11 protein-coding genes are annotated in these 18,126 nt (G+C 58.8%); 2 read left to right on the top strand and 9 right to left on the bottom strand.

What is annotated here, in order from left to right:
- Window positions 1-152: 152 nt before the first annotated feature.
- A complete protein-coding gene (locus TU79_RS18715; protein ID WP_057009379.1) occupies window positions 153-1,391 on the bottom strand; it encodes an acyl-CoA dehydrogenase family protein in 1,239 nt (412 codons plus the stop codon).
- A gap of 268 nt (window positions 1,392-1,659) precedes the next feature.
- Between TU79_RS18715 and sfnG the strand changes: the two genes are divergently transcribed.
- Both sfnG and TU79_RS18705 read left to right on the top strand, forming a co-directional pair.
- Window positions 1,660-2,745, top strand: a complete 1,086-nt coding sequence (gene sfnG, locus TU79_RS18710; protein WP_057009378.1) for a dimethylsulfone monooxygenase SfnG — start codon at window positions 1,660-1,662, stop codon at window positions 2,743-2,745.
- A 360-nt stretch (window positions 2,746-3,105) separates the two neighbouring features.
- The gene (locus TU79_RS18705) at window positions 3,106-3,369 is read left to right on the top strand and encodes a DUF1652 domain-containing protein (RefSeq protein ID WP_057009377.1); all 264 of its coding nucleotides are present in this window, start codon (window positions 3,106-3,108) and stop codon (window positions 3,367-3,369) included.
- A 73-nt stretch (window positions 3,370-3,442) separates the two neighbouring features.
- On the opposite strand, the gene TU79_RS18700 is transcribed toward TU79_RS18705, so the two are convergent.
- The 8 genes from TU79_RS18700 to TU79_RS18665 form a co-directional block, all read right to left on the bottom strand.
- Window positions 3,443-4,381, bottom strand: coding sequence for a carbohydrate kinase family protein (locus tag TU79_RS18700; protein ID WP_057009376.1), 939 nt, complete (start codon window positions 4,379-4,381; stop codon window positions 3,443-3,445).
- Between the two features lie 12 nt (window positions 4,382-4,393).
- Complete coding sequence (xylB, locus tag TU79_RS18695; RefSeq protein WP_057009375.1) at window positions 4,394-5,875, bottom strand: xylulokinase; 1,482 nt, start codon at window positions 5,873-5,875, stop codon at window positions 4,394-4,396.
- 76 nt (window positions 5,876-5,951) lie between these two features.
- Complete coding sequence (locus tag TU79_RS18690) at window positions 5,952-7,433, bottom strand: mannitol dehydrogenase family protein (RefSeq protein ID WP_057009374.1); 1,482 nt, start codon at window positions 7,431-7,433, stop codon at window positions 5,952-5,954.
- A gap of 18 nt (window positions 7,434-7,451) precedes the next feature.
- The gene (locus tag TU79_RS18685; protein ID WP_057009373.1) at window positions 7,452-8,555 is read right to left on the bottom strand and encodes an ABC transporter ATP-binding protein; all 1,104 of its coding nucleotides are present in this window, start codon (window positions 8,553-8,555) and stop codon (window positions 7,452-7,454) included.
- A 24-nt stretch (window positions 8,556-8,579) separates the two neighbouring features.
- On the bottom strand, window positions 8,580-9,410 hold the full coding sequence (locus tag TU79_RS18680; RefSeq protein ID WP_003233033.1) for a carbohydrate ABC transporter permease: 831 nt from the start codon (window positions 9,408-9,410) through the stop codon (window positions 8,580-8,582).
- A 10-nt stretch (window positions 9,411-9,420) separates the two neighbouring features.
- Window positions 9,421-10,311 (bottom strand): carbohydrate ABC transporter permease, encoded by an 891-nt coding sequence (locus tag TU79_RS18675; RefSeq protein ID WP_057009372.1) that lies wholly within the window; start codon window positions 10,309-10,311, stop codon window positions 9,421-9,423.
- 91 nt (window positions 10,312-10,402) lie between these two features.
- Window positions 10,403-11,674, bottom strand: coding sequence for an ABC transporter substrate-binding protein (locus tag TU79_RS18670; RefSeq protein ID WP_414896201.1), 1,272 nt, complete (start codon window positions 11,672-11,674; stop codon window positions 10,403-10,405).
- Window positions 11,675-11,946: 272 nt separating this feature from the next.
- Window positions 11,947-18,003, bottom strand: coding sequence for a hypothetical protein (locus tag TU79_RS18665; RefSeq protein ID WP_231986838.1), 6,057 nt, complete (start codon window positions 18,001-18,003; stop codon window positions 11,947-11,949).
- Window positions 18,004-18,126: the final 123 nt, after the last annotated feature.

Here is an 18,126-nt window from a genome sequence, read left to right as displayed (position 1 = left end):
TAGTGCAGCAGCCCCAAAACATCCTCTACGCAGTGTCAGGTACACCGCATGTTCCTTGATGAGGGGCGCTTCGCACCCCAACGCGGGGCAAGCCCGCTTGCCACAACAAGCCCGCTCGCCACAAAGGTTCCAGCATTCGACCCAGTAGGGCTTCAGGCTTGTTTCGGGCCATTACCGATTTGCCACACGAACGGCGGTTCGCTGCCGTTGATCACCCAATCCCCGACAATCCGCGCCTTGTAGATCACCGGGTTATGTGACGACACCGTGCGGGCGTTACGCCAATGGCGGTCCAGCGCCTTGCCCTGACGCACGTCCGAGGCACCCAGCGCATTGAACAATTGGCTGGTGGCGCGCTGGATCAGTTCCGAGACCACCACCTGCGCGGTCGCCGATTCAATCTCGGCGGCCACATTGGCATCACGCTCTGCAGCGTCGTCGCCGCCGAACCGCGCCAGGTAGGCGCGTTGCGCCGGCAGCGCCGCTTTCAGCGCGCTGGCCTCGGCGGCATACACCAGCGCTGCGACTTCACCCACCACCTGCTGCACTTGCGCATCCTGGCTGACATGCGCGGCATTGCCATGGCTGTAGATGCGCTGGCGGTCACGCACCTGCCTGGCCACATCCTTGAGCGCCGCTCGCCCGATGCCGGCCAGGGTTGCCAACAGTACGAGCTGATAGAACGCGGTCTGGTATTTGAAGCGGGTGGCAAAGTCGATCACATCCTCGGCATGCACCACCGCATCGGTGAAGCGCGTGGTGCCGCTGCCGGTGGTGCGCTGGCCGAAACCGTCCCAGTCATCGCTTTGCACCACGCCCGGCTGGTGGGTGCGGGTGGCCGCGATCACGTCGCCGCCAGTGTCGCTGCGCCGGGCATACACGTCGATCCAGTCAGAGAAAATACTGCCGGTGCTGTAAAACTTTTCACCATTGAGTGTCCATTGCTCGCCGTTGGGGCTGACCTGGGTGACCACATCGCCCATCGCCACCGTGCCGATTTCGGTCCAGGCACAGCCGACGATATCGCCGTCGACAAACCGCTTGAACCACAGATCGCGACCGGCGCCTGGTGGCGCGTTCAGGCGGTCTTCGGCAAACGCAAAATGCCCGCGCAGGGCCTGGGGCACGTTGGAGTCGGCGGCCGCCAACTCGATCAGCAGTTCAAACAACTGCGGCAGCGAAGCGCCGCCACCGCCATATTCCACCGGTACGCGCACCGCACCGAAGCCGGCCTGCTTGAGCCACTGGATCGGTTCATGGGGCAGGGTGCGCGTGTGTTCGCGCTCAAGCGCGCCCTCGGCGATACGCTCAAAGATCGGCCGGAAACGGGCGGCCAGTGCCGGGTAGTCGACGCCGATGGACAACGGATTGATGACATGGTGTTCGGTCATGGGTGACGGCTCCTGGGCAGTGATCATGTGCGAGGGGGATTGCACACTCCGTGCCGGGTGCGACAGCCCGTGTTTACAGGAGCCAGGTGCCTTTGACTGTTGCGCCAGCAACAGTGGATCGACAAACCGCCGCAATCGGTGACAGTTTTCGGTGGGTATGGCCAGAGCCCGTTTTACGGACGCAACCCTTGTGCGCCGGGCCTTTACCGAAGCCTGGCACGCTTGCTGCTCAAGGCTTGATACATCCCTGTGTGCGAGGAACCTCAAGATGAGTCAGCAAGCCGTGAAATTTGCCTATTGGGTGCCCAACGTCAGCGGTGGGCTGGTGGTGAGCAAGATCGAACAGCGCACCCACTGGGGCATCGACTACAACCGCAAACTGGCGCAACTGGCCGAAGCCGCCGGCTTCGAATATGGCCTGACCCAGATCCGTTTCACGGCGGGTTATGGCGCCGACAACCAGCATGAGTCGGTGGCGTTCAGTCATGCCCTGCTGGCCGCCACTACAAAGCTCAAGGTGATTGCTGCAATTCTGCCCGGCCCCTGGCAGCCGGCGCTGGCGGCCAAGCAATTGGCGACCATCGACCAGCTCACCAACGGTCGCATCGCGGTGAATATCGTCAGCGGCTGGTTCAAGGGCGAGTTCCAGGCCATCGGCGAACACTGGCTGGAGCACGACGAACGCTATCGCCGTTCCGAAGAATTCATCCGCGCGCTCAAAGGCATCTGGTCCCAGGACAATTTCACCTTCAGAGGTGACTTCTATCGCTTCGACAACTACACCCTCAAGCCCAAGCCACTGGGCCAGCCGGAAGTGTTCCAGGGCGGCAGCTCGCGGGCCGCGCGGGACATGGCGGCGCGGGTGTCGGACTGGTACTTCACCAACGGCAACACGCCCGAAGGCATCCAGGCCCAGGTCAACGATATTCGCACCAAGGCCGCGGCCAACAACCATTCGGTCAAGGTGGGTGTGAACGCTTTTATCATTGCCCGCGACACCGAGGAGGAAGCCCGCGCAGTACTTGCGGAAATCATCGACAAGGCGGACCCGGAAGCGGTCAACGCCTTTGGTGATGCGGCCAAACAGGCGGGCAGGGCGTCACCGGAAGGCGAGGGCAACTGGGCCAAGTCCAGCTTTGCCGACCTGGTGCAGTACAACGACGGCTTCAAGACCAACCTCATCGGCACGCCACAGCAAATCGCCGAGCGCATCGTGGCACTCAAGGCGGTGGGTGTGGACCTGATACTGGCCGGGTTCCTGCACTTTCAAGAGGAGGTCGAGTACTTCGGCCAGCGCGTGCTGCCGCTGGTGCGTGAGCTGGAAGCCAGGGCCGGTACCAGGCAGGTGGCCTGATTTGATCGCAGGGGGACAGGGGGAGGGTTGTCACCTCACCCCCCTGCAGGGTGGAATAGCCAGCAACGACGGGGTTAAAAGTTTGCGATATATTTCTGCAAGTTCAAGATGTTTAACCGAGTTTGTTGGGTTAAACGTTTAATCGAAGCCGTTCGACGAGGATTCATGCCGCTGTGATAGTTCCAGATTCAGTTATATAAACGGCGCGTCAGCTTATGAGGAAAAGTTACAACGCGCGCCAGTTTTGCCGAGTACGCTTATTAAGTGAAAGCGTCTTCCAGGGTCGGCAGGACGCGGCGGGAAGGTGCCCGCCAGACACATAACAATTAGTTGGCAGTCTCATAAAAGGAGAGGTTAGCCATGCTTTCGGAACTGGAACTACGCAGCATCATTGAAGGAAGTTTTCTGCCCAAGCGGTGTGAATGCATTAAAGCCGAAGACGCTTCGCTGACGATCAAAGTGTATGACGAGCGTGATCGTGACCGAGTGGATCTGGAGGTCAAAGGCATCAAGGCCGAAAAGCTCGACAGCAGCCGAGCTATCTGCAATCTGATCACCGGGTTGCGTGAAGACCTCAAGCATACGCAGGAACCTGCCAAACGCATCGGGTCGATTTATCGATGACCCCCAGGCTCGGTTAAACGTCGAGCCCCTGTCAGAACGGCTGTTGCCGTTCTTTTTTTTCGCCCGGGCAGGCTCAGTCCAATTGCCGACGGTACGGCAGGTCCGGGCCGGTCCTGGTGCAGGTTAAGGCCGAGGCACGAATCGCGAAGCCCAGCATCGCGTCGATCTGTTCGCGCGTGAGCTGGTGCAGGCCTTGCACCGAGTCCAGCTGATGCTCGGTCAACCAGGCAATCAACGCAGCCTGGAAGGTATCGCCGGCACCTACGGTGTCGGCCATCACGATTTTCATCGCCGGTTGCGACCAGGTGCCATGCTGGCGGCTGAACACACTGGCGCCGTCGCCGCCACGGGTGAGGAACACCAGCTGGCAGCGGTGCTGCAGCCAGCCCTGCAGCACGCTTTCCGGCGATTGGTCGGGGTAGAGCAGGTGCAGGTCTTCATCGCTGACCTTGATCAGGTCGGCATGCTGTGCCAGCTGCGCCACGCGCTCGCGCCACAGCTGGATATCCGGCTGCGGGTTGAGGCGCACGTTGGGGTCGAGACTGATCAGGCGCTTGCCGCTTTCACGCTTGACCAACTCGAGCAGGGTATCGCCAATCGGCTGCACCACCAGCGAGTAAGAGCCGACATGCAGCCCGCGAATCTCATCGCTCAGGTGAGGCAGATGGGCGATTTCCAGCAGGCGGTCGGCACAGCCTTCGCCGCGAAAATTGTACTGCGGTGAGCCATCGGCTCCCACGGCAACCATCGACAGGGTGGTGGGGGCGGCGAACGCCAGCACAAACCGCTCGCTGACGCCTTCGTCCTTGAGCACCTGCAACAGCCGGCGTCCCAGGAAGTCGGTGGACAACCCGCCAAACAGGCCGGCCTTGATGCCCAGGCGGCGCAGGCCGACTGCCACGTTGAACGGCGAGCCGCCGGCAATCGCCCGGTAATTGAGCTTGGCGGCCTGCCCGTCGGCATCTTCCTCGCTGAAAAAATCGAACAGCGCTTCACCACACACCAGATACATAGTCGTTCGCTCTTAAAGGGTTGCCACGTGCTGTTGATAGCGCTCGTAAGCCTGTTGGCAGGCGAGGACGTTGGCCGCCACCGGCAACGTGCGGCTGGCCGGGTCGACGCTGACGCATTTGTCGCACAGGCTGGCCAGGGATTCGCCGCTCCGGCACCACGCTGCCTGGATCGCCGCGCCGAGGGCGGCGGCTTCGGGTTGTTCGGTGCAGATCACTTCGGTGTTCATGATATCGGCAACCATCTGTCGCCACACCGGGCTTTTCGAACCGCCGCCGATCAGGCGGATACGCTGGCTTTGCAGGCCGGTTTCGCGCAGCAGGTCGAGGCCGTAGCGCAGGCCGAAGGTGGTGCCTTCGACCACGGCGCGGCACAGGTTGGCACGGGTCAGGTTGGTCATGGTCAGGCCGTGCAGGCTGCCGGTGGCATGGGGCAGGGCGGGCACGCGTTCGCCGTTGAGAAACGGCAGCATGCTCACGCCGTCGGCACCCATCGGGGCCTGCTCCACCAGGGCGTTGAAGGCCGGCAGGTCCAGCTCGAACAGCTCGCGAATCACCCCGGTGGCGTTGGTCAGGTTCATGGTGCAGATCAACGGCAGCCAGCCGCCGCTGGAGGAGCAGAAAGTCGCCACCGAGGCCTGGGGGCTGATGTTGGGCTGCTCCGAAAAGGCGTAGACAGTGCCGGATGAACCCAGGCTCATGGTGATCACGCCCGGCGCGATATTGCCGGTGCCGATGGCGCCCATCATGTTATCGCCGCCGCCGCTGGAGACGATGGCGTGGGGGTTGATGCCCAGGCGTTCGGCGATGGCCGGGAGGATCGTGCCCACGGCCTGGTTGGCTTCGATCAGCTCGGGCAGGGCCGCTTCCAGGCGCCCGCTGGGGTCGATGTGTTTGAGCAGCGCCACATCCCATTCACGGGTGCGCACGTTGAAATAGCCGGTGCCCGACGCGTCGCCGTATTCGGCTACGGCACGGCCGGTCAGCCAGTAGTTCAGGTAGTCGTGGGGCAGCAGGATATGGGCGATGCGGCTGAATACATCCGGGTGCTGTTCGCGGGTCCACAGCAGCTTGGACACCGTGTAACCGGGCGCAATCGCCACGCCCAGTCGCTCCAGCGAACCGCGTTCGCCGCCCAGGTGCTGCAGCAATCGGTCATTCTCGGACGCGGTTTCGGTGTCGCACCACAGCTTGGCCGGGCGCAGAACCTGGCCGTCGTCGTCGAGCAGCACCAGGCCATGTTGCTGGCCGGAAACGCCGATGCCGAGGATGTCCCGGCCGTCCACGCCGGCCTGTTGCAGGGCGTGGTGGGTGGCTTGCGTGAACGCATCCAGCCATTCCTGGGTGTGCTGTTCACGGCGGCCGTTGGCGCCGCTGATCAGGGTATGCGCAGCGGCGCCCAGGCCCAGCACCTTGCCAGTGGAGGCGTCGAGCACAATGGCCTTGGTGCCCTGGGTGCCGCAGTCGATGCCGAGAAACAGGTTTTGCTGGGTCATGAGGGAGTGCTCAGCAGTTTTATTATTGGATTGAAATGCGGTCAATGTGGGAGGGAGCAAGCCCCCTCCCACAGTTTTAAGCCGGTTTCTTCAGGAGGTTTTGCAGGGTTTCAGTGACGCCATGATCGCGCAAATTTGCATAACACCGCTCGAACGCTGCCACAAACTCGGGCGAGTTGGGAATAGCCTTGCCGAAAATCTCTTCCACCCCCAGCAGTCGCTGGCTGATCAGCGCGTCATCCTTCACCAGATCCTGGCAAAACGCTGCACGCGGGTCGGGAATCCTGTAGCTCACGCCGTTCTCGTCAACGCCTTTCAAATACAGCGCCCAGGCCGCCACCACCAGCGCGGCACGCTCTGTCTCACGGCCATCGGCAATCAAACGGTTGATGGTCGGCACGGTGAACTTGGGAAACTTCGACGAGCCATCCGAACACACACGCTCCAGCTGATCGGCAATCGCCTGGTTGGAGAAGCGGTCCACCAGCGTCTGTTTGTACGCGGTCAGGTCGATGCCCGGCACTGGCGCCAGGTTTGGCGTGACGTCCAGGTCCATGTAGGCACGCATGTACGCCACAAACAGCGGGTCATTCATGGTCTCGTGCACAAACCGGTAACCCTTGAGAAAGCCCAGGTAGGTCAGCGCCAGGTGGCTGCCATTGAGCAGGCCGATCTTCATTTCTTCATAGGGCGTGACGTCATCGGTGAACTGCACCCCGACTTTTTCCCAGGCCGGGCGGCCGTTGACGAAGTTGTCTTCCAGCACCCACTGCACAAAGGGTTCGCACACCACCGGCCAGGCATCGTCGATGCCGTGCTCGTCGTTCAGTTGCAGGCGGTGCGCGCTGCTGGTCATGGGCGTGATGCGGTCGACCATGGCGTTGGGGAAACTCACGTTGACCTTGATCCAGTCGTGCAGGTCGGCATTGTGCAGGGCGGCGAACGCCAGCAGCGCCTTGCGCGTGACGGCGCCGTTGTGCGGCAGGTTATCGCAGGACATCACCGTAAACGCCGGGGTGCCGGCGGCGCGGCGTTGGGTCAGCGCCGCGCAGATAAACCCGAACACGGTGGTCGGCGCCGCAGGGTGCGCCAGGTCATGCTGGATCTGCGGCAGGTGCGCCATGAACTCGCCGGAGCTGTCGTCGATGCAGTAGCCGCCTTCGGTGATGGTCAGCGAGACGATGCGAATGGCAGGGTCGGCCAGTTTGTCGATCAGCGCCTGGGCGCCGTCCTCGGCCAGCAGCATGTCGCTGATCGAGCCGATCACGCGCACTTCGGTGTCGTCGGTGTCGCCCAGCTCATAGAGGGTAAACAGGTAACCCTGGCCGGCCAGGTCGTCACGGGCCTTGCGGTCCTCGGCCCGCAGGCCAACGCCGCAAATGCTCCAGTCGAGCGCTTCACCTGTATTCATCAACGCATCGGTGTAATAAGCCTGATGCGCACGGTGGAAGCCGCCAACGCCTATATGGGCGATGCCCTGGCGCGTGTCAGCGACGGCGTAGCCCGGCAACTTCACTTCGGGAGCCAACAGGGTGAGGTTCTGTTTATTCAGTTTCATCAGAAAATACTCGCGAAATCAGGCGGCAGCGCGGAGTGGGCGGGCCACGGCCACACCGTCGGTATCGAACAGATGGCAGTGCGCCGGGTCCAGGTGCAGGTGCAGGGTTTCGCCGTACTGGCTGGCCATGTCGCCGCGGATACGCAGGGTCAGCGGCTCGCCACTGGCGGTGATGACGTGGCAGAAGGTGTCGCTGCCCAGGCGCTCGCCGACGTCGGCGGTGACGGTCAGGGTGGTCTGGCCCGGTGCAGCGATTTCCAGGTGCTCCGGGCGAATGCCCAGGGTCACCGCGCCGCCGACGCTCAGGGTCGGGCCGCTGAGCGGCAGGTTGATCAAGGTGCCGGCGTCCAGTTGCACTTCACAGCTCTGGGATTCGACCCGCGTGACCTTGCCCTTGAGAAAGCCCATTTTCGGCGTGCCGAGGAAACCCGCCACAAACAGATTGGCCGGCTGGTGATAGAGGTCCAGCGGCGAGCCGACCTGCTCGATGCGCCCGCTGTTCAACACCACCACCTTGTCGGCCAGGGTCATCGCTTCGACCTGGTCGTGGGTCACGTAGATCATGGTCGCCTGCAGCTCCTTGTGCAGGCGCGCCAGTTCCAGGCGCATTTGCACGCGCAGCGCGGCGTCGAGGTTGGACAGCGGTTCGTCGAACAGGAAGATCTTCGGGTTGCGCACAATCGCCCGGCCAATCGCCACGCGCTGACGCTGGCCGCCGGACAGTTGCTTGGGTTTGCGCTCAAGCAGAGGCCCCAGCTCGAGGATGCGCGCCGCCTCGCTGACCTTGCTGTCCACCAGCTTCTTGTCGACGCCGGCCAGGTCCAGGGCAAACGACATGTTTTTGCGCACGCTCATGTGCGGGTACAGCGCGTAAGTCTGGAACACCATCGCCAGGTCGCGCTTGGCCGGGGTCACTTCGGTGATGTCGCGCCCGTCCAGTTCGATGGTGCCTTCGCTCACTTCTTCAAGCCCTGCGATCAAGCGCAGCAGGGTGGACTTGCCGCAGCCCGAAGGGCCGACGAACACCACGAATTCCTTGTCGTTCACTTCCAGGTCGATGCCTTTGATGATCGAGAAACCTTCGAAGCCTTTTTGCAGATTCTTGATTTTCAGGTTGGCCATGGGATGGGCCTCCGCTTGCAATTATTATTTGACGGCGCCGAAGGACAAGCCACGCACCAGTTGCTTCTGGCTGATCCAGCCGAAGATCAGGATGGGCGCACAGGCTAGGGTCGAGACGGCGGACAATTTGGCCCAGAACAAACCTTCGGGGCTGGAGTAGGAGGCGATCAACGCGGTCAGCGGCGCGGCGCTGGACGAGGTCAGGTTCAGCGACCAGAACGCCTCGTTCCAGCACAGGATCAGCGACAGCAGCACGGTGGACGCCAGGCCACCCTTGGCGATCGGCAGCAGCACGCGGACCATTTCCTGCCACAGGGTGGCGCCGTCCAGGCGCGCGGCTTCGAGGATGTCCTTGGGAATGTCCTTGAAGTAGGTGTACACCATCCACACCACGATCGGCAGGTTGATCAGGGTGTAGATGATGATCAGCGCGATGCGTGTATCCAGCAGGCCAAAGCTCTTGGCCAGCAGGTAGATCGGCATCAGCACGCCCACCGGCGGCAGCATCTTGGTGGACAGCATCCACAGCAGCGTGCCCTTGGTGCGCTTGGTCTCATAGAACGCCATGGAGTAGGCGGCCGGTACCGAGATCAGCAGGCACAGGGCGGTGGCACTGAACGAAATCAGCACCGAGTTCCACGCATAGGCGAAGTAGTTGCTGCGTTCGTTGATGTGCAGGTAGTTCTCCAGCGTCGGCGTGAAGATAAACTGCGGCGGGGTGGCGAACGCGTCGATTTCGGTCTTGAAGCTGGTCAGCACCATCCAGAAGATCGGGAAGAAAATCAGGATCGCGATGGCCCAGGCCAGGGTTCCGAGCAACAGGCTTTGCAGGCGGCGGGATTGTTGAAGCGTCATGGCGCGGCCCTCAAGGCTTGTCAGTCAGGTTTTTGCCGATCATCCGCACCAGGATGATCGCCGCGATATTGGCGATGACCACGGCGATCAAGCCGCCGGCCGAGGCCATGCCCACGTCGAACTGCACCAGCGCCTGGTTGTAGATCAGGTAGGCGAGGTTGGTCGAGGCGTAACCGGGGCCGCCGTTGGTGGTGGTGAAGATTTCGGCGAACACCGAGAGCAAAAAGATCGTTTCGATCATCACCACCACCGCAATCGGGCGGGCCAGGTGCGGCAGGGTCAGGTGCCAGAAGATCGCGATGGCGCCGGCACCGTCCAGGCGCGCGGCTTCCTTTTGTTCCTGGTCCAGGGACTGCATGGCGGTCATCAGCAGCAGGATCGCGAAGGGCAGCCATTGCCACGACACAATGATGATGATCGACAGCAGCGGGTAGTGCGCCAGCCAGTCCACCGGTTCTGCGCCGAAGAACTTCCACACGGCGGCGAGAATCCCCGACACGGGGTGGAAAATCAGGTTTTTCCAGATCAGCGCGCCGACGGTGGGCATGATGAAAAACGGCGAAATCAGCATCACCCGCACCAGACCACGGCCGAGGAACTCGCTGGCTTCGAGCAGGGCACTGATCAACACGCCGAACACCACGCTGATTAACAGCACGCTGCCCACCAGCAACAGGGTGTTGGTGGCACCGGGCAGGAAGCCCGAGTCGGTAACGAAATAGGTGAAGTTTTCCAGCCCCACGAACTGGTTTTCGCCGGGGTAGAGCAGGTTGTAGCGGATCAGCGAAAAGTACAGGGTCATGCCCAGCGGCACGATCATCCACAACAGCAGCAAGGCCACCGAAGGGCTGACGAGAAACCAGCCGGGGTTGGCCAGACGGTTTTTGGGTGTTGTATTCATGGCAATCAAGACCAGTGCGGAGCATGAATCGGAGTGCGGTCAGTGTGGGAGGGGGCAAGCCCCCTCCCACATTTACTGTGGTATTCCCGGTTTATTTGGGATAACCCGCCCGCTTCATTTCACGCTCGGTGGTGGTCTGCGCGGCAGCCAGCGCCTGGTCAACCGTCTGCTGACCGGTCAGGGCACCGGAAAAGAATTTGCCCACTTGCGTACCAATCGCCTGGAATTCGGGAATGGTGACCAGCTGAATACCGATATACGGTACCGGCTTGAGGGTCGGCCTGGTCGGGTCGGCGACTTTCAGCGACTCCAGGGTCACCTTGGCAAACGGCGCGGCTTTCATGTACTCGTCGCTGTAGGTCGAGGTGCGTGTACCTGGCGGTACGTTGGCCACGCCATCGGTCTTGGCGACCAGTGCGCCATATTCCTTGGAGGTCGCCCACGTGGTGAACACTTTGGCAGCGTCCTTGGCCTTGGAACTGGTGGGGATCGCCAGGCTCCAGGAGTACAGCCACGAGGTGCCCTTGTCGGTTTTTTCGTGGGGGGCGAAGGTGAAACCGACATGATCAGCCACTTTGCTCTGGGTCTTGTCGGTGACGAACGAGCCGGCCACGCTGGCATCGACCCAGATCGCGCACTTGCCGCTGTTGAACAGCGCGAGGTTTTCGTTGAAACCATTGCTGGAAGCGCCCGGCGGGCCGGATTTCTTCATATTGTCGACGTAGAAGTTCAGCGCGTCTTTCCACTCAGGCCCGTTGAATTGCGGCTGCCACTTCTCATCGAACCAGCGCGCGCCGTAGCCATTGGCCAGGGTCGTGATCAACGCCATGTTTTCGCCCCAACCGGCCTTGCCGCGCAGGCACAGGCCGTACTGCTCTTTGGACTTGTCAGTGAGTTTGGCTGCGTATTCGCCGATCTGGGTCCAGGTCGGGTGCTCGGGCATGGTCAGCCCGGCGTCCTTGAACAGGTCGGTGCGGTAGTAGGTGATCGAGCTTTCGGCGTAGAACGGCAGGGCGTACAGCGAACCCTTGACCGACAAACCGTCACGCACCGAAGGGAATACATCATCGAGGTCGTAGGACGCCGGCAGGTCCTTCATGGGTTCCAGCCAACCCTTGGCGCCCCACAGTGCAGCTTCGTACATGCCGATGGTCAGCACGTCGAATTGCCCACCCTGGGTGGCGATGTCGGTGGTGAGCCGTTGGCGCAGCACGTTTTCTTCGAGTACCACCCAGTTCAGCTTGATTTCCGGATGCTCGGCCTCGAAGGTTTTCGAGAGCTTTTGCATGCGGATCATGTCGCTGTTGTTGACGGTGGCAATGGTCAGGGTCTGCGCGCCTAGGCTGACGGCGCTGAGGGTCATGCAGGTAGAAACAAGCAGTGCTTTTGCTGTGAACTTCATCGCGCACTCCATTTCCGCGCCCGGAGGGCTGCAGAAGGACAGTTATTGTTGTTGTGTCTTCCTACAAGCAATCAGGAAGAGTGTGCGTTGATTACAGCCCTGAAATGCGGTTGTGACAAATCCTTGGGTGCACGGTGACTGATACTTTTTTGCACTGGTTGGCAGGTCAGGTTAGGTTTGGGTAAAGCGCGCCGATAACACGGTGACGGCGCGCTTGTTGCTGCGTAGGGTGTTCAGGAGCGGTTATACCCGTAAGGATAGGGATTTTTTGGTTTCGTTATGAGATTTTCCATCCAGTTTTTATCCAACGGGCTGATTAATGCCTCTCCCTCCAATATCTTTATCTTTTTACGTTCCCACTGGGTCATGACTTCCTTGAGTTTCTGCGTGTACTCGCGAGCGGGACAGGCAATATCGGTCCATGGGTCCACGATCCAGGCGTCTTTCCAGGCTTGCTCTGAAAAGTCGACGGTCCCTGACGGTAACGTTGAGGGTCCACCCACCACCGTGAACGCGTGAGCATCCGATGCATGCCATTCATAGGCTCTACCGCCGCTCTTGTTAATAATGTCCTTGGACAAAATCGCCATTTCTCCGCAGTTGCCAGCCCCGGTTTTAAGCACGAGATTGGCGCGATTCGGCGCGTGGCTCTCCGCAGTACGACGTATCCAACCGATGGTATCAAATGCGGCTTGCGCACGCGCCTTATCCGCCGTGGAACGCACTTGATTGCCGGGTCCCAGCCCTGTGGCTTTCATTCCAAGATTGACATTGGATTTGGCTTGCTCTGCATAGAATTTGTTCTGCTGTTCCAACGTTCTGGTTGCGAAATCAGCAGGTTTATCCAATGCGGCCACTTGTATCGGCTTTAGAGCGATGTCGGCTTTACCGATCGCGTCGTGCCGTTGCAGTTGATAAACGACTTCACGCTGCTGTTCCGGGGTCATCTCTCTACAATAGACTTTTAGCTCATCGACTTTCTGCCTCGTATAGCCAGAACGCTCCAGCGCTTGAAACGCCCTATCGAGTTTCGGCAAGGCAATAAAATCGTGATCAATGGGAATGTTGGAAACGCCTTGGCGTATGTTGAGCTTAGCCTTATAGCTCTTGACCAACGGTAACTCTCTGGGTGTGCATTTTATAAAGGTCAGTTCGTCGCCAGGTGCTTTGTTTAATCTCGCAAAGTAAAACTCGCCGATATCCGCTTCGATCACCAAGTATTGATGGGTACTGCCGGTGATCGAGTCCTTAACCACGATACCTCGCAGCTCGCGCTTGTCATCGCACACCGTGCTGATGCTGCTGAGCTTCACCACCCGGCTTTCCCGAGCCAACGCGTCAGTGGGTTGCGCATTGTAAAAGCCGAACTGTGCATCCTGTTTGATCGTGCCTTTGACAACGTCCTTGTAGGTGATGCGATTTTTATCAAGGACGGGCATCAGTTGGGGGCCCATTTCACCTTCAACCAACTTAAACCGGCGTCGTTCGAAAATGACGAACTGATCCTTTTTGAACAGCTTCGGTTCCGAGGGGAACAGCCGCACGTGCTCAAGCGCCTGCAGTTCCTGGGTCAACTCACTGGATACGTTATCGATGATCTTGGAGAAACAGGTGTCATTGGCACCGCGCCTGAATCGGCCAGTAAGCCCTGTCGGGGCTCGGCAGATCGCCTCGAAACCTTCGAGCGGTTTAAAGTGATCGGCCGATTCCAGGTCAGTTAATACACCAGGTGCGTGGGTATCGTAACGGTAGACCTTGCCCTCGTTGATCAGGTCAAAGCCATTGACGCGCGGGAGGGTAAAGGCGTCTTCGGCCAATGATTTTTGCGCTACCAGCGCTGAGGTGCCGTCTGAAAAGGTTTCTTTTTGCACGAGTGATGTTGTGTCGGACACGAACCCTTTCAGCACCTGTCCGCCGGCTTGTGCTGTTTTACTATCGTAATCGTACCAGTGACCGTCCTGGAACATCGCGGTCACTTTGACCGGCTCGGCTGTACCGGCGCTGGTGACGATACCGTCTGCCATGTTGGAGGGCTGCACAAACCCCTCGCTGCGCAGTTCCGCCAGATGACTGTGCTGCAGTCGATGAGTTGAAAGGAGGCTCTGCGAAGTACTGTTGACTGTAAGGTCCCTCAGTACAATCTCTTCACCTTCTTTGGCGCCGAACTTCTCAATGAATTTGGCAGACACCTTGGCGGCCGCCCAGGCTGCGCTGGATTTTGCCAATGTCCAGAGTTTGCCCACACCCTCCGTGGCGGCATACAAGATGATATCGACGCCCAGGTCGTATACCGCTTTCTTATACTCGCCGTTGTAAATGTCCAGAATACTTGAGCCACCGGGTACTACTTTCATGAAACCCAGGAAAACATCACTGGGTTTAAGCGCATTTTCAACGTTGTTGTGCCCACGTTGTTTGTTGATGAAACTGGCCTTGTGCAGGTAGGCCGAGTCAACCAGCACCTCGGCCAAGTGTTGGAACCTGATACTTTCGTAGTTGGCGGGAGTCGTGCCTGCCTGCTCGGCCAGCAACAATCGCCTGCCCCCTTTATAAATGTCGGGATCGACACGGTCGAGGGGCGTCAAAACAACGTTGGGGACGAGTTCAGGCTTTGGCTCTGCACCGGTTTGGAAGGCTTTCAAGTCGATCGTTAAGTTGACGGGTTTTCCGTGATACACCGACCGGTCGATAGTTGGAATTTGTATTATTTTTCCAGAGGCCGGATAGAAGGCGAGCGCGTACTTCTCCCCGTAGTGGTCGAGGTCAATCACGATACCGCCGGTATTCCCCACGGCGAAAAGATTCATACCGCCATTCTTCAGGGCGACGCGCGTCTTCAGGGGTAATCTGCTAAGCATATCCTTGAGGTGCGAAATATAGTGATGCCTGCGCTGGGGGTAGTCCTGTTCTATAGCGTCATTGAATTTGTCATTTATGACAGGTAATTCGGAGGCGTGCCTGCGAAAATTTTCGAAGTCCACTCCTTGTGTTTCAGGGGTCCATGATTCGCCCAGGCGGCCGGCCTCATAGACCGAAGCGACGGTCGCTCTAACACCGGAAAAGATTAACCAGACTTTTTCCCATTCGAAGGTGTTCTGGAAGTCGATATTGGAACCGAATTTTGCACGCAACGCTTCCAGGGTCATCGCTCGCCTGTTGGGCGCTTTCACGGTACTTAGAAACTTTCCGGCGGCAGACACTTCGGTGTTTTGTTTGTTCAGGGCTTTTTGCGCTGTTGCCATTTGTTCGAGGGTATATTCATCGTTGTCATTCTTCACGACGTAGCCATTGCTGATTGCCCAATCCATCACCGGATTCATCCCGGCCATGGCTCGTTGTTGAGTTTCATCATCGGAGATGGGATCAATCCCGATAAACCGGATGACCTGCTCATCGCTCATGCCGGTGGCAGCACCGGGGGCGATCAGCTCGACCAGATTGACCCCCATCGTGTAGATCGCAAACTCGCAGGAGCCCAATGTCGCTGATGACGGCAGGTCTTTGCGTACAAACTGTGGTGCCATACCGGACTTCAGCAAATGCGAGGCGAGCGGGGCAAGTGACGTTGGTACCTTTGCGGTGTCAATCAAGTGTTGATCGAAGCGCTCGCTGATTTCATTGGGGTGAAGTCCCCAGTTATCAGCGTGCATGAAGTCGAAGCCTGCAACCGTATTGCGCGAAGCGCCTGCCTTTGGATCGAGCTCCAGCGTCAGGGCTGTCAACAGCCACTGCTTAAGGCTGGTCGCGGTGGTGAGCCCCTCCATGTCGATTTCCAGTTTCGCCGCAAATTCGACGGCTTTATCACTGGACAGCAACTGTTCCAGAGCTTTGTCAGGTTGGGTACTGAGGCCAGTAATACCGGCACTTAAATAACTCCAGAGGCTGTTGTGTGGGGCGATATTGTTTTTGACGAACAGCGTCACCTTGTTGCGCTGCTCATCGCTGAGGGGGAGTTTGGTGGAGAGAAACCCCCAGAGATTGCCCAGAGGCGGCGATTGAGGGACAGGTGTCTGCAACGCCTTTAACAGGTTGTCGGTCTGCCGAGTCGACGTGACGTTGTTCCAGTTGTTGTCCAGGACAAACTGTTGGACGGTCCTGTTACCCTTGGGTCGATGGGACGAGTCAGGGTCGACGTTGATCCGAGTGGAGCCGCCTTCGTCTTTATTGACGATCTTAAGCTGATCAATGAGGGCGTATCGATCATTGCTGTCCCCCAACGCTGTTTTTTTTCGGATCAAATCGTTCACGATTTGATCCGTGTCTTCAACAGGCGTCGGGAACTGTTGTGTTCGCCCCATCATCTGCGTTTGTTGTGCGAAGGCCGGGCCACTGTAGTGGGTGCTGATACCATAAAAATTGCACACCGATTCAAACGGTGCATTGGTGCTGATGGTTCCCGGCAGCTTCATTGGTGCCCCACGTGTTGCGAAGGGCGCTGCGGCATTCAACACTGGCGTGAGCACGTCAAAATACCCAGGGTATTTTTCCGCAAAATCATTGGCGGTATAACGCCGGTCCATGCCATTGACCTTGCCGACCAGCGCCTGGTCCGAGGGGTCATAGCGCAGGGACGCCAAGTCCACTTTCTGTTCGCGGGCCCACGCGATGAACCCGCGTGCATTCAGCGCCTTGCCAAGGTAATCCCACCATTGTCCGAATAGACTGTCGTGCGGTATCGAATCGATGATTTTGTTGGAGGCTTGGGTGGGATCGGCCTTCACTACGAGCATTGCGCGGTACATGGCGATGGCCAGTGCGCTTTCGGCGCTTTCTGCTTCTGTTTCCACTGAGTCAGCGTCACTGGATTTAATCGCTTGCGCCAGGGCTTCAAGCCTGGATGGCTTAATGGACGTGTCAGAGAGTTGATTGCTCACTGCCTGCTGTCGCTTGCGCACGGCTTGGGACGCCGCATTGTTACCGGTTGTGTCCACCAATGCTTTGAAACCCTTGTTTTGTGACATCTCTGCTATTCGACGCAGGACGCTCACCACAGGCTGTTGTGTTGAACCTTGTCGTTCAGGGACCGGCTCGTTGTAAAACCGCATCACTTCGTCCAATGACGCAGATGCGGCCGGATATTTAACGGCAGCGCCAGAGCCTCCTGCCATTTGCTGGACGGCATTCTTGATTTCTTCCCAGATATCAGGCCAATCCGAAACATCGTTCAAGGTGAAGGTCTTGTCCTGGCCTTCAACTTTGCCTGTCAATTCCCCGCTGTCTGGAAGGAACCTGATGCTGGAAGCAGTGATATTGTTCTTTTGTAAAAAGTTTGTAAAAACGTCGCTGCTCAGCGCTTTTAAAAGGTGCGCGCGCGTCTGGTTAAATGTCGAATATTCCGGAATTTCGTTGAGGATAATCTCAGAGGCCGACAGCCCCATGTTTGTGCTACGCGGTTCCGGCAACAGCTTAATCAATGCCTGACTGCATAGCGCCGCCAGCTCTTTGTCAGCGCATTTTACTCTTTCTGAGGCCGTTAACGGGGCGAACTCGGCCAGGCGCTGGTTCAGTTGATGCGGCGGTAAGTCTGCGATCGCCTGGCGGGCCTCTTTTTTTTCCTGGTCGCGCTTGGCAACAAGCTGTGTGTAATGTTTGTTGGATTTGTCCGGCGCCGGGAAAGTGCCTTTCAACAGTTTTTCGATGATAGGCAGCACGTCATCACCGGTAGTGGATCGAGGCAAATCGTAAAACGCGATCAGGTTTCTGAGGGACACGACATCCTTGTCAGAGAAGGTGGTCAGGTCCCAAATGGATAGTTTTTCCACTGCCGCCAGAACGTCCACCGAAGCATGCGCCCAATCGTCATCCGTCCGTGAGTAGATGTCATAGGACGTGTCATTTTTGAGCGCAATCAACCTCCCTACGTTATCTATCATGATGGTATTGAGGTCAATATCATTGGCCTGCGCAAACGATTTGAACGGCTCCGAGTGCAGTGCATTCGCAAGTTCGCTCCAGCGCTGACGGAAAGTGGAGTCATTTGGGATTGCTATCTGCTCGGATTCAACAGATGCGTTTTTCTCCAGCTTGACGCGGATCAGGCCATTGGCAATATCGGCGGCCAGTTGGCGGTCACCACGCTCAACCAGGGCGTCGGCGAATTGGTTGATTTTCTCTTGGCGTGGGTTGGAAGCAGGCATTGAACCTTGCAGGTCTCTGCGCGCTCGCAAGGCAGGGCGCATGTTCGCGGCGCTGAGCGTGGCAACGTCGGTAAGCGGCACCCTTGGAGCGCTTGCAGCCGGATGAGGGTGTTGTATGTTGAGGGCAGGAAGTTTTTGCGCGCTAATGATCATTGCCTATCCTTGAACCGGCTGTCAGAAAAATATCACCTGCTAAGGAGAGCGGTGATGTGTTGCTGAGTGGCTGGAGGACTAATGGCGTTCACTAGGCATGTGTGACAGGCAATGTAGCCATTT

The organism is Pseudomonas trivialis (assembly GCF_001439805.1).
Lineage (GTDB): Bacteria > Pseudomonadota > Gammaproteobacteria > Pseudomonadales > Pseudomonadaceae > Aquipseudomonas > Aquipseudomonas trivialis.
The sequence above is the reverse complement of the archived record's forward strand: the minus strand, read 5'-3'. Positions and strand labels throughout refer to the sequence as shown.

Excerpts from the sequence above, each read along its gene's own strand:
- TU79_RS18715 (WP_057009379.1), bottom strand. The coding sequence starts at position 1,391 with ATGACCGAACACCATGTCATCAATCCGTTGTCCATCGGCGTCGACTAC.
- sfnG (WP_057009378.1), top strand. The coding sequence starts at position 1,660 with ATGAGTCAGCAAGCCGTGAAATTTGCCTATTGGGTGCCCAACGTCAGC.
- TU79_RS18705 (WP_057009377.1), top strand. The coding sequence starts at position 3,106 with ATGCTTTCGGAACTGGAACTACGCAGCATCATTGAAGGAAGTTTTCTG.
- TU79_RS18700 (WP_057009376.1), bottom strand. The coding sequence starts at position 4,381 with ATGTATCTGGTGTGTGGTGAAGCGCTGTTCGATTTTTTCAGCGAGGAA.
- xylB (WP_057009375.1), bottom strand. The coding sequence starts at position 5,875 with ATGACCCAGCAAAACCTGTTTCTCGGCATCGACTGCGGCACCCAGGGC.
- TU79_RS18690 (WP_057009374.1), bottom strand. The coding sequence starts at position 7,433 with ATGAAACTGAATAAACAGAACCTCACCCTGTTGGCTCCCGAAGTGAAG.
- TU79_RS18685 (WP_057009373.1), bottom strand. The coding sequence starts at position 8,555 with ATGGCCAACCTGAAAATCAAGAATCTGCAAAAAGGCTTCGAAGGTTTC.
- TU79_RS18680 (WP_003233033.1), bottom strand. The coding sequence starts at position 9,410 with ATGACGCTTCAACAATCCCGCCGCCTGCAAAGCCTGTTGCTCGGAACC.
- TU79_RS18675 (WP_057009372.1), bottom strand. The coding sequence starts at position 10,311 with ATGAATACAACACCCAAAAACCGTCTGGCCAACCCCGGCTGGTTTCTC.
- TU79_RS18670 (WP_414896201.1), bottom strand. The coding sequence starts at position 11,674 with ATGACCCTCAGCGCCGTCAGCCTAGGCGCGCAGACCCTGACCATTGCC.
- TU79_RS18665 (WP_231986838.1), bottom strand. The coding sequence starts at position 18,003 with ATGATCATTAGCGCGCAAAAACTTCCTGCCCTCAACATACAACACCCT.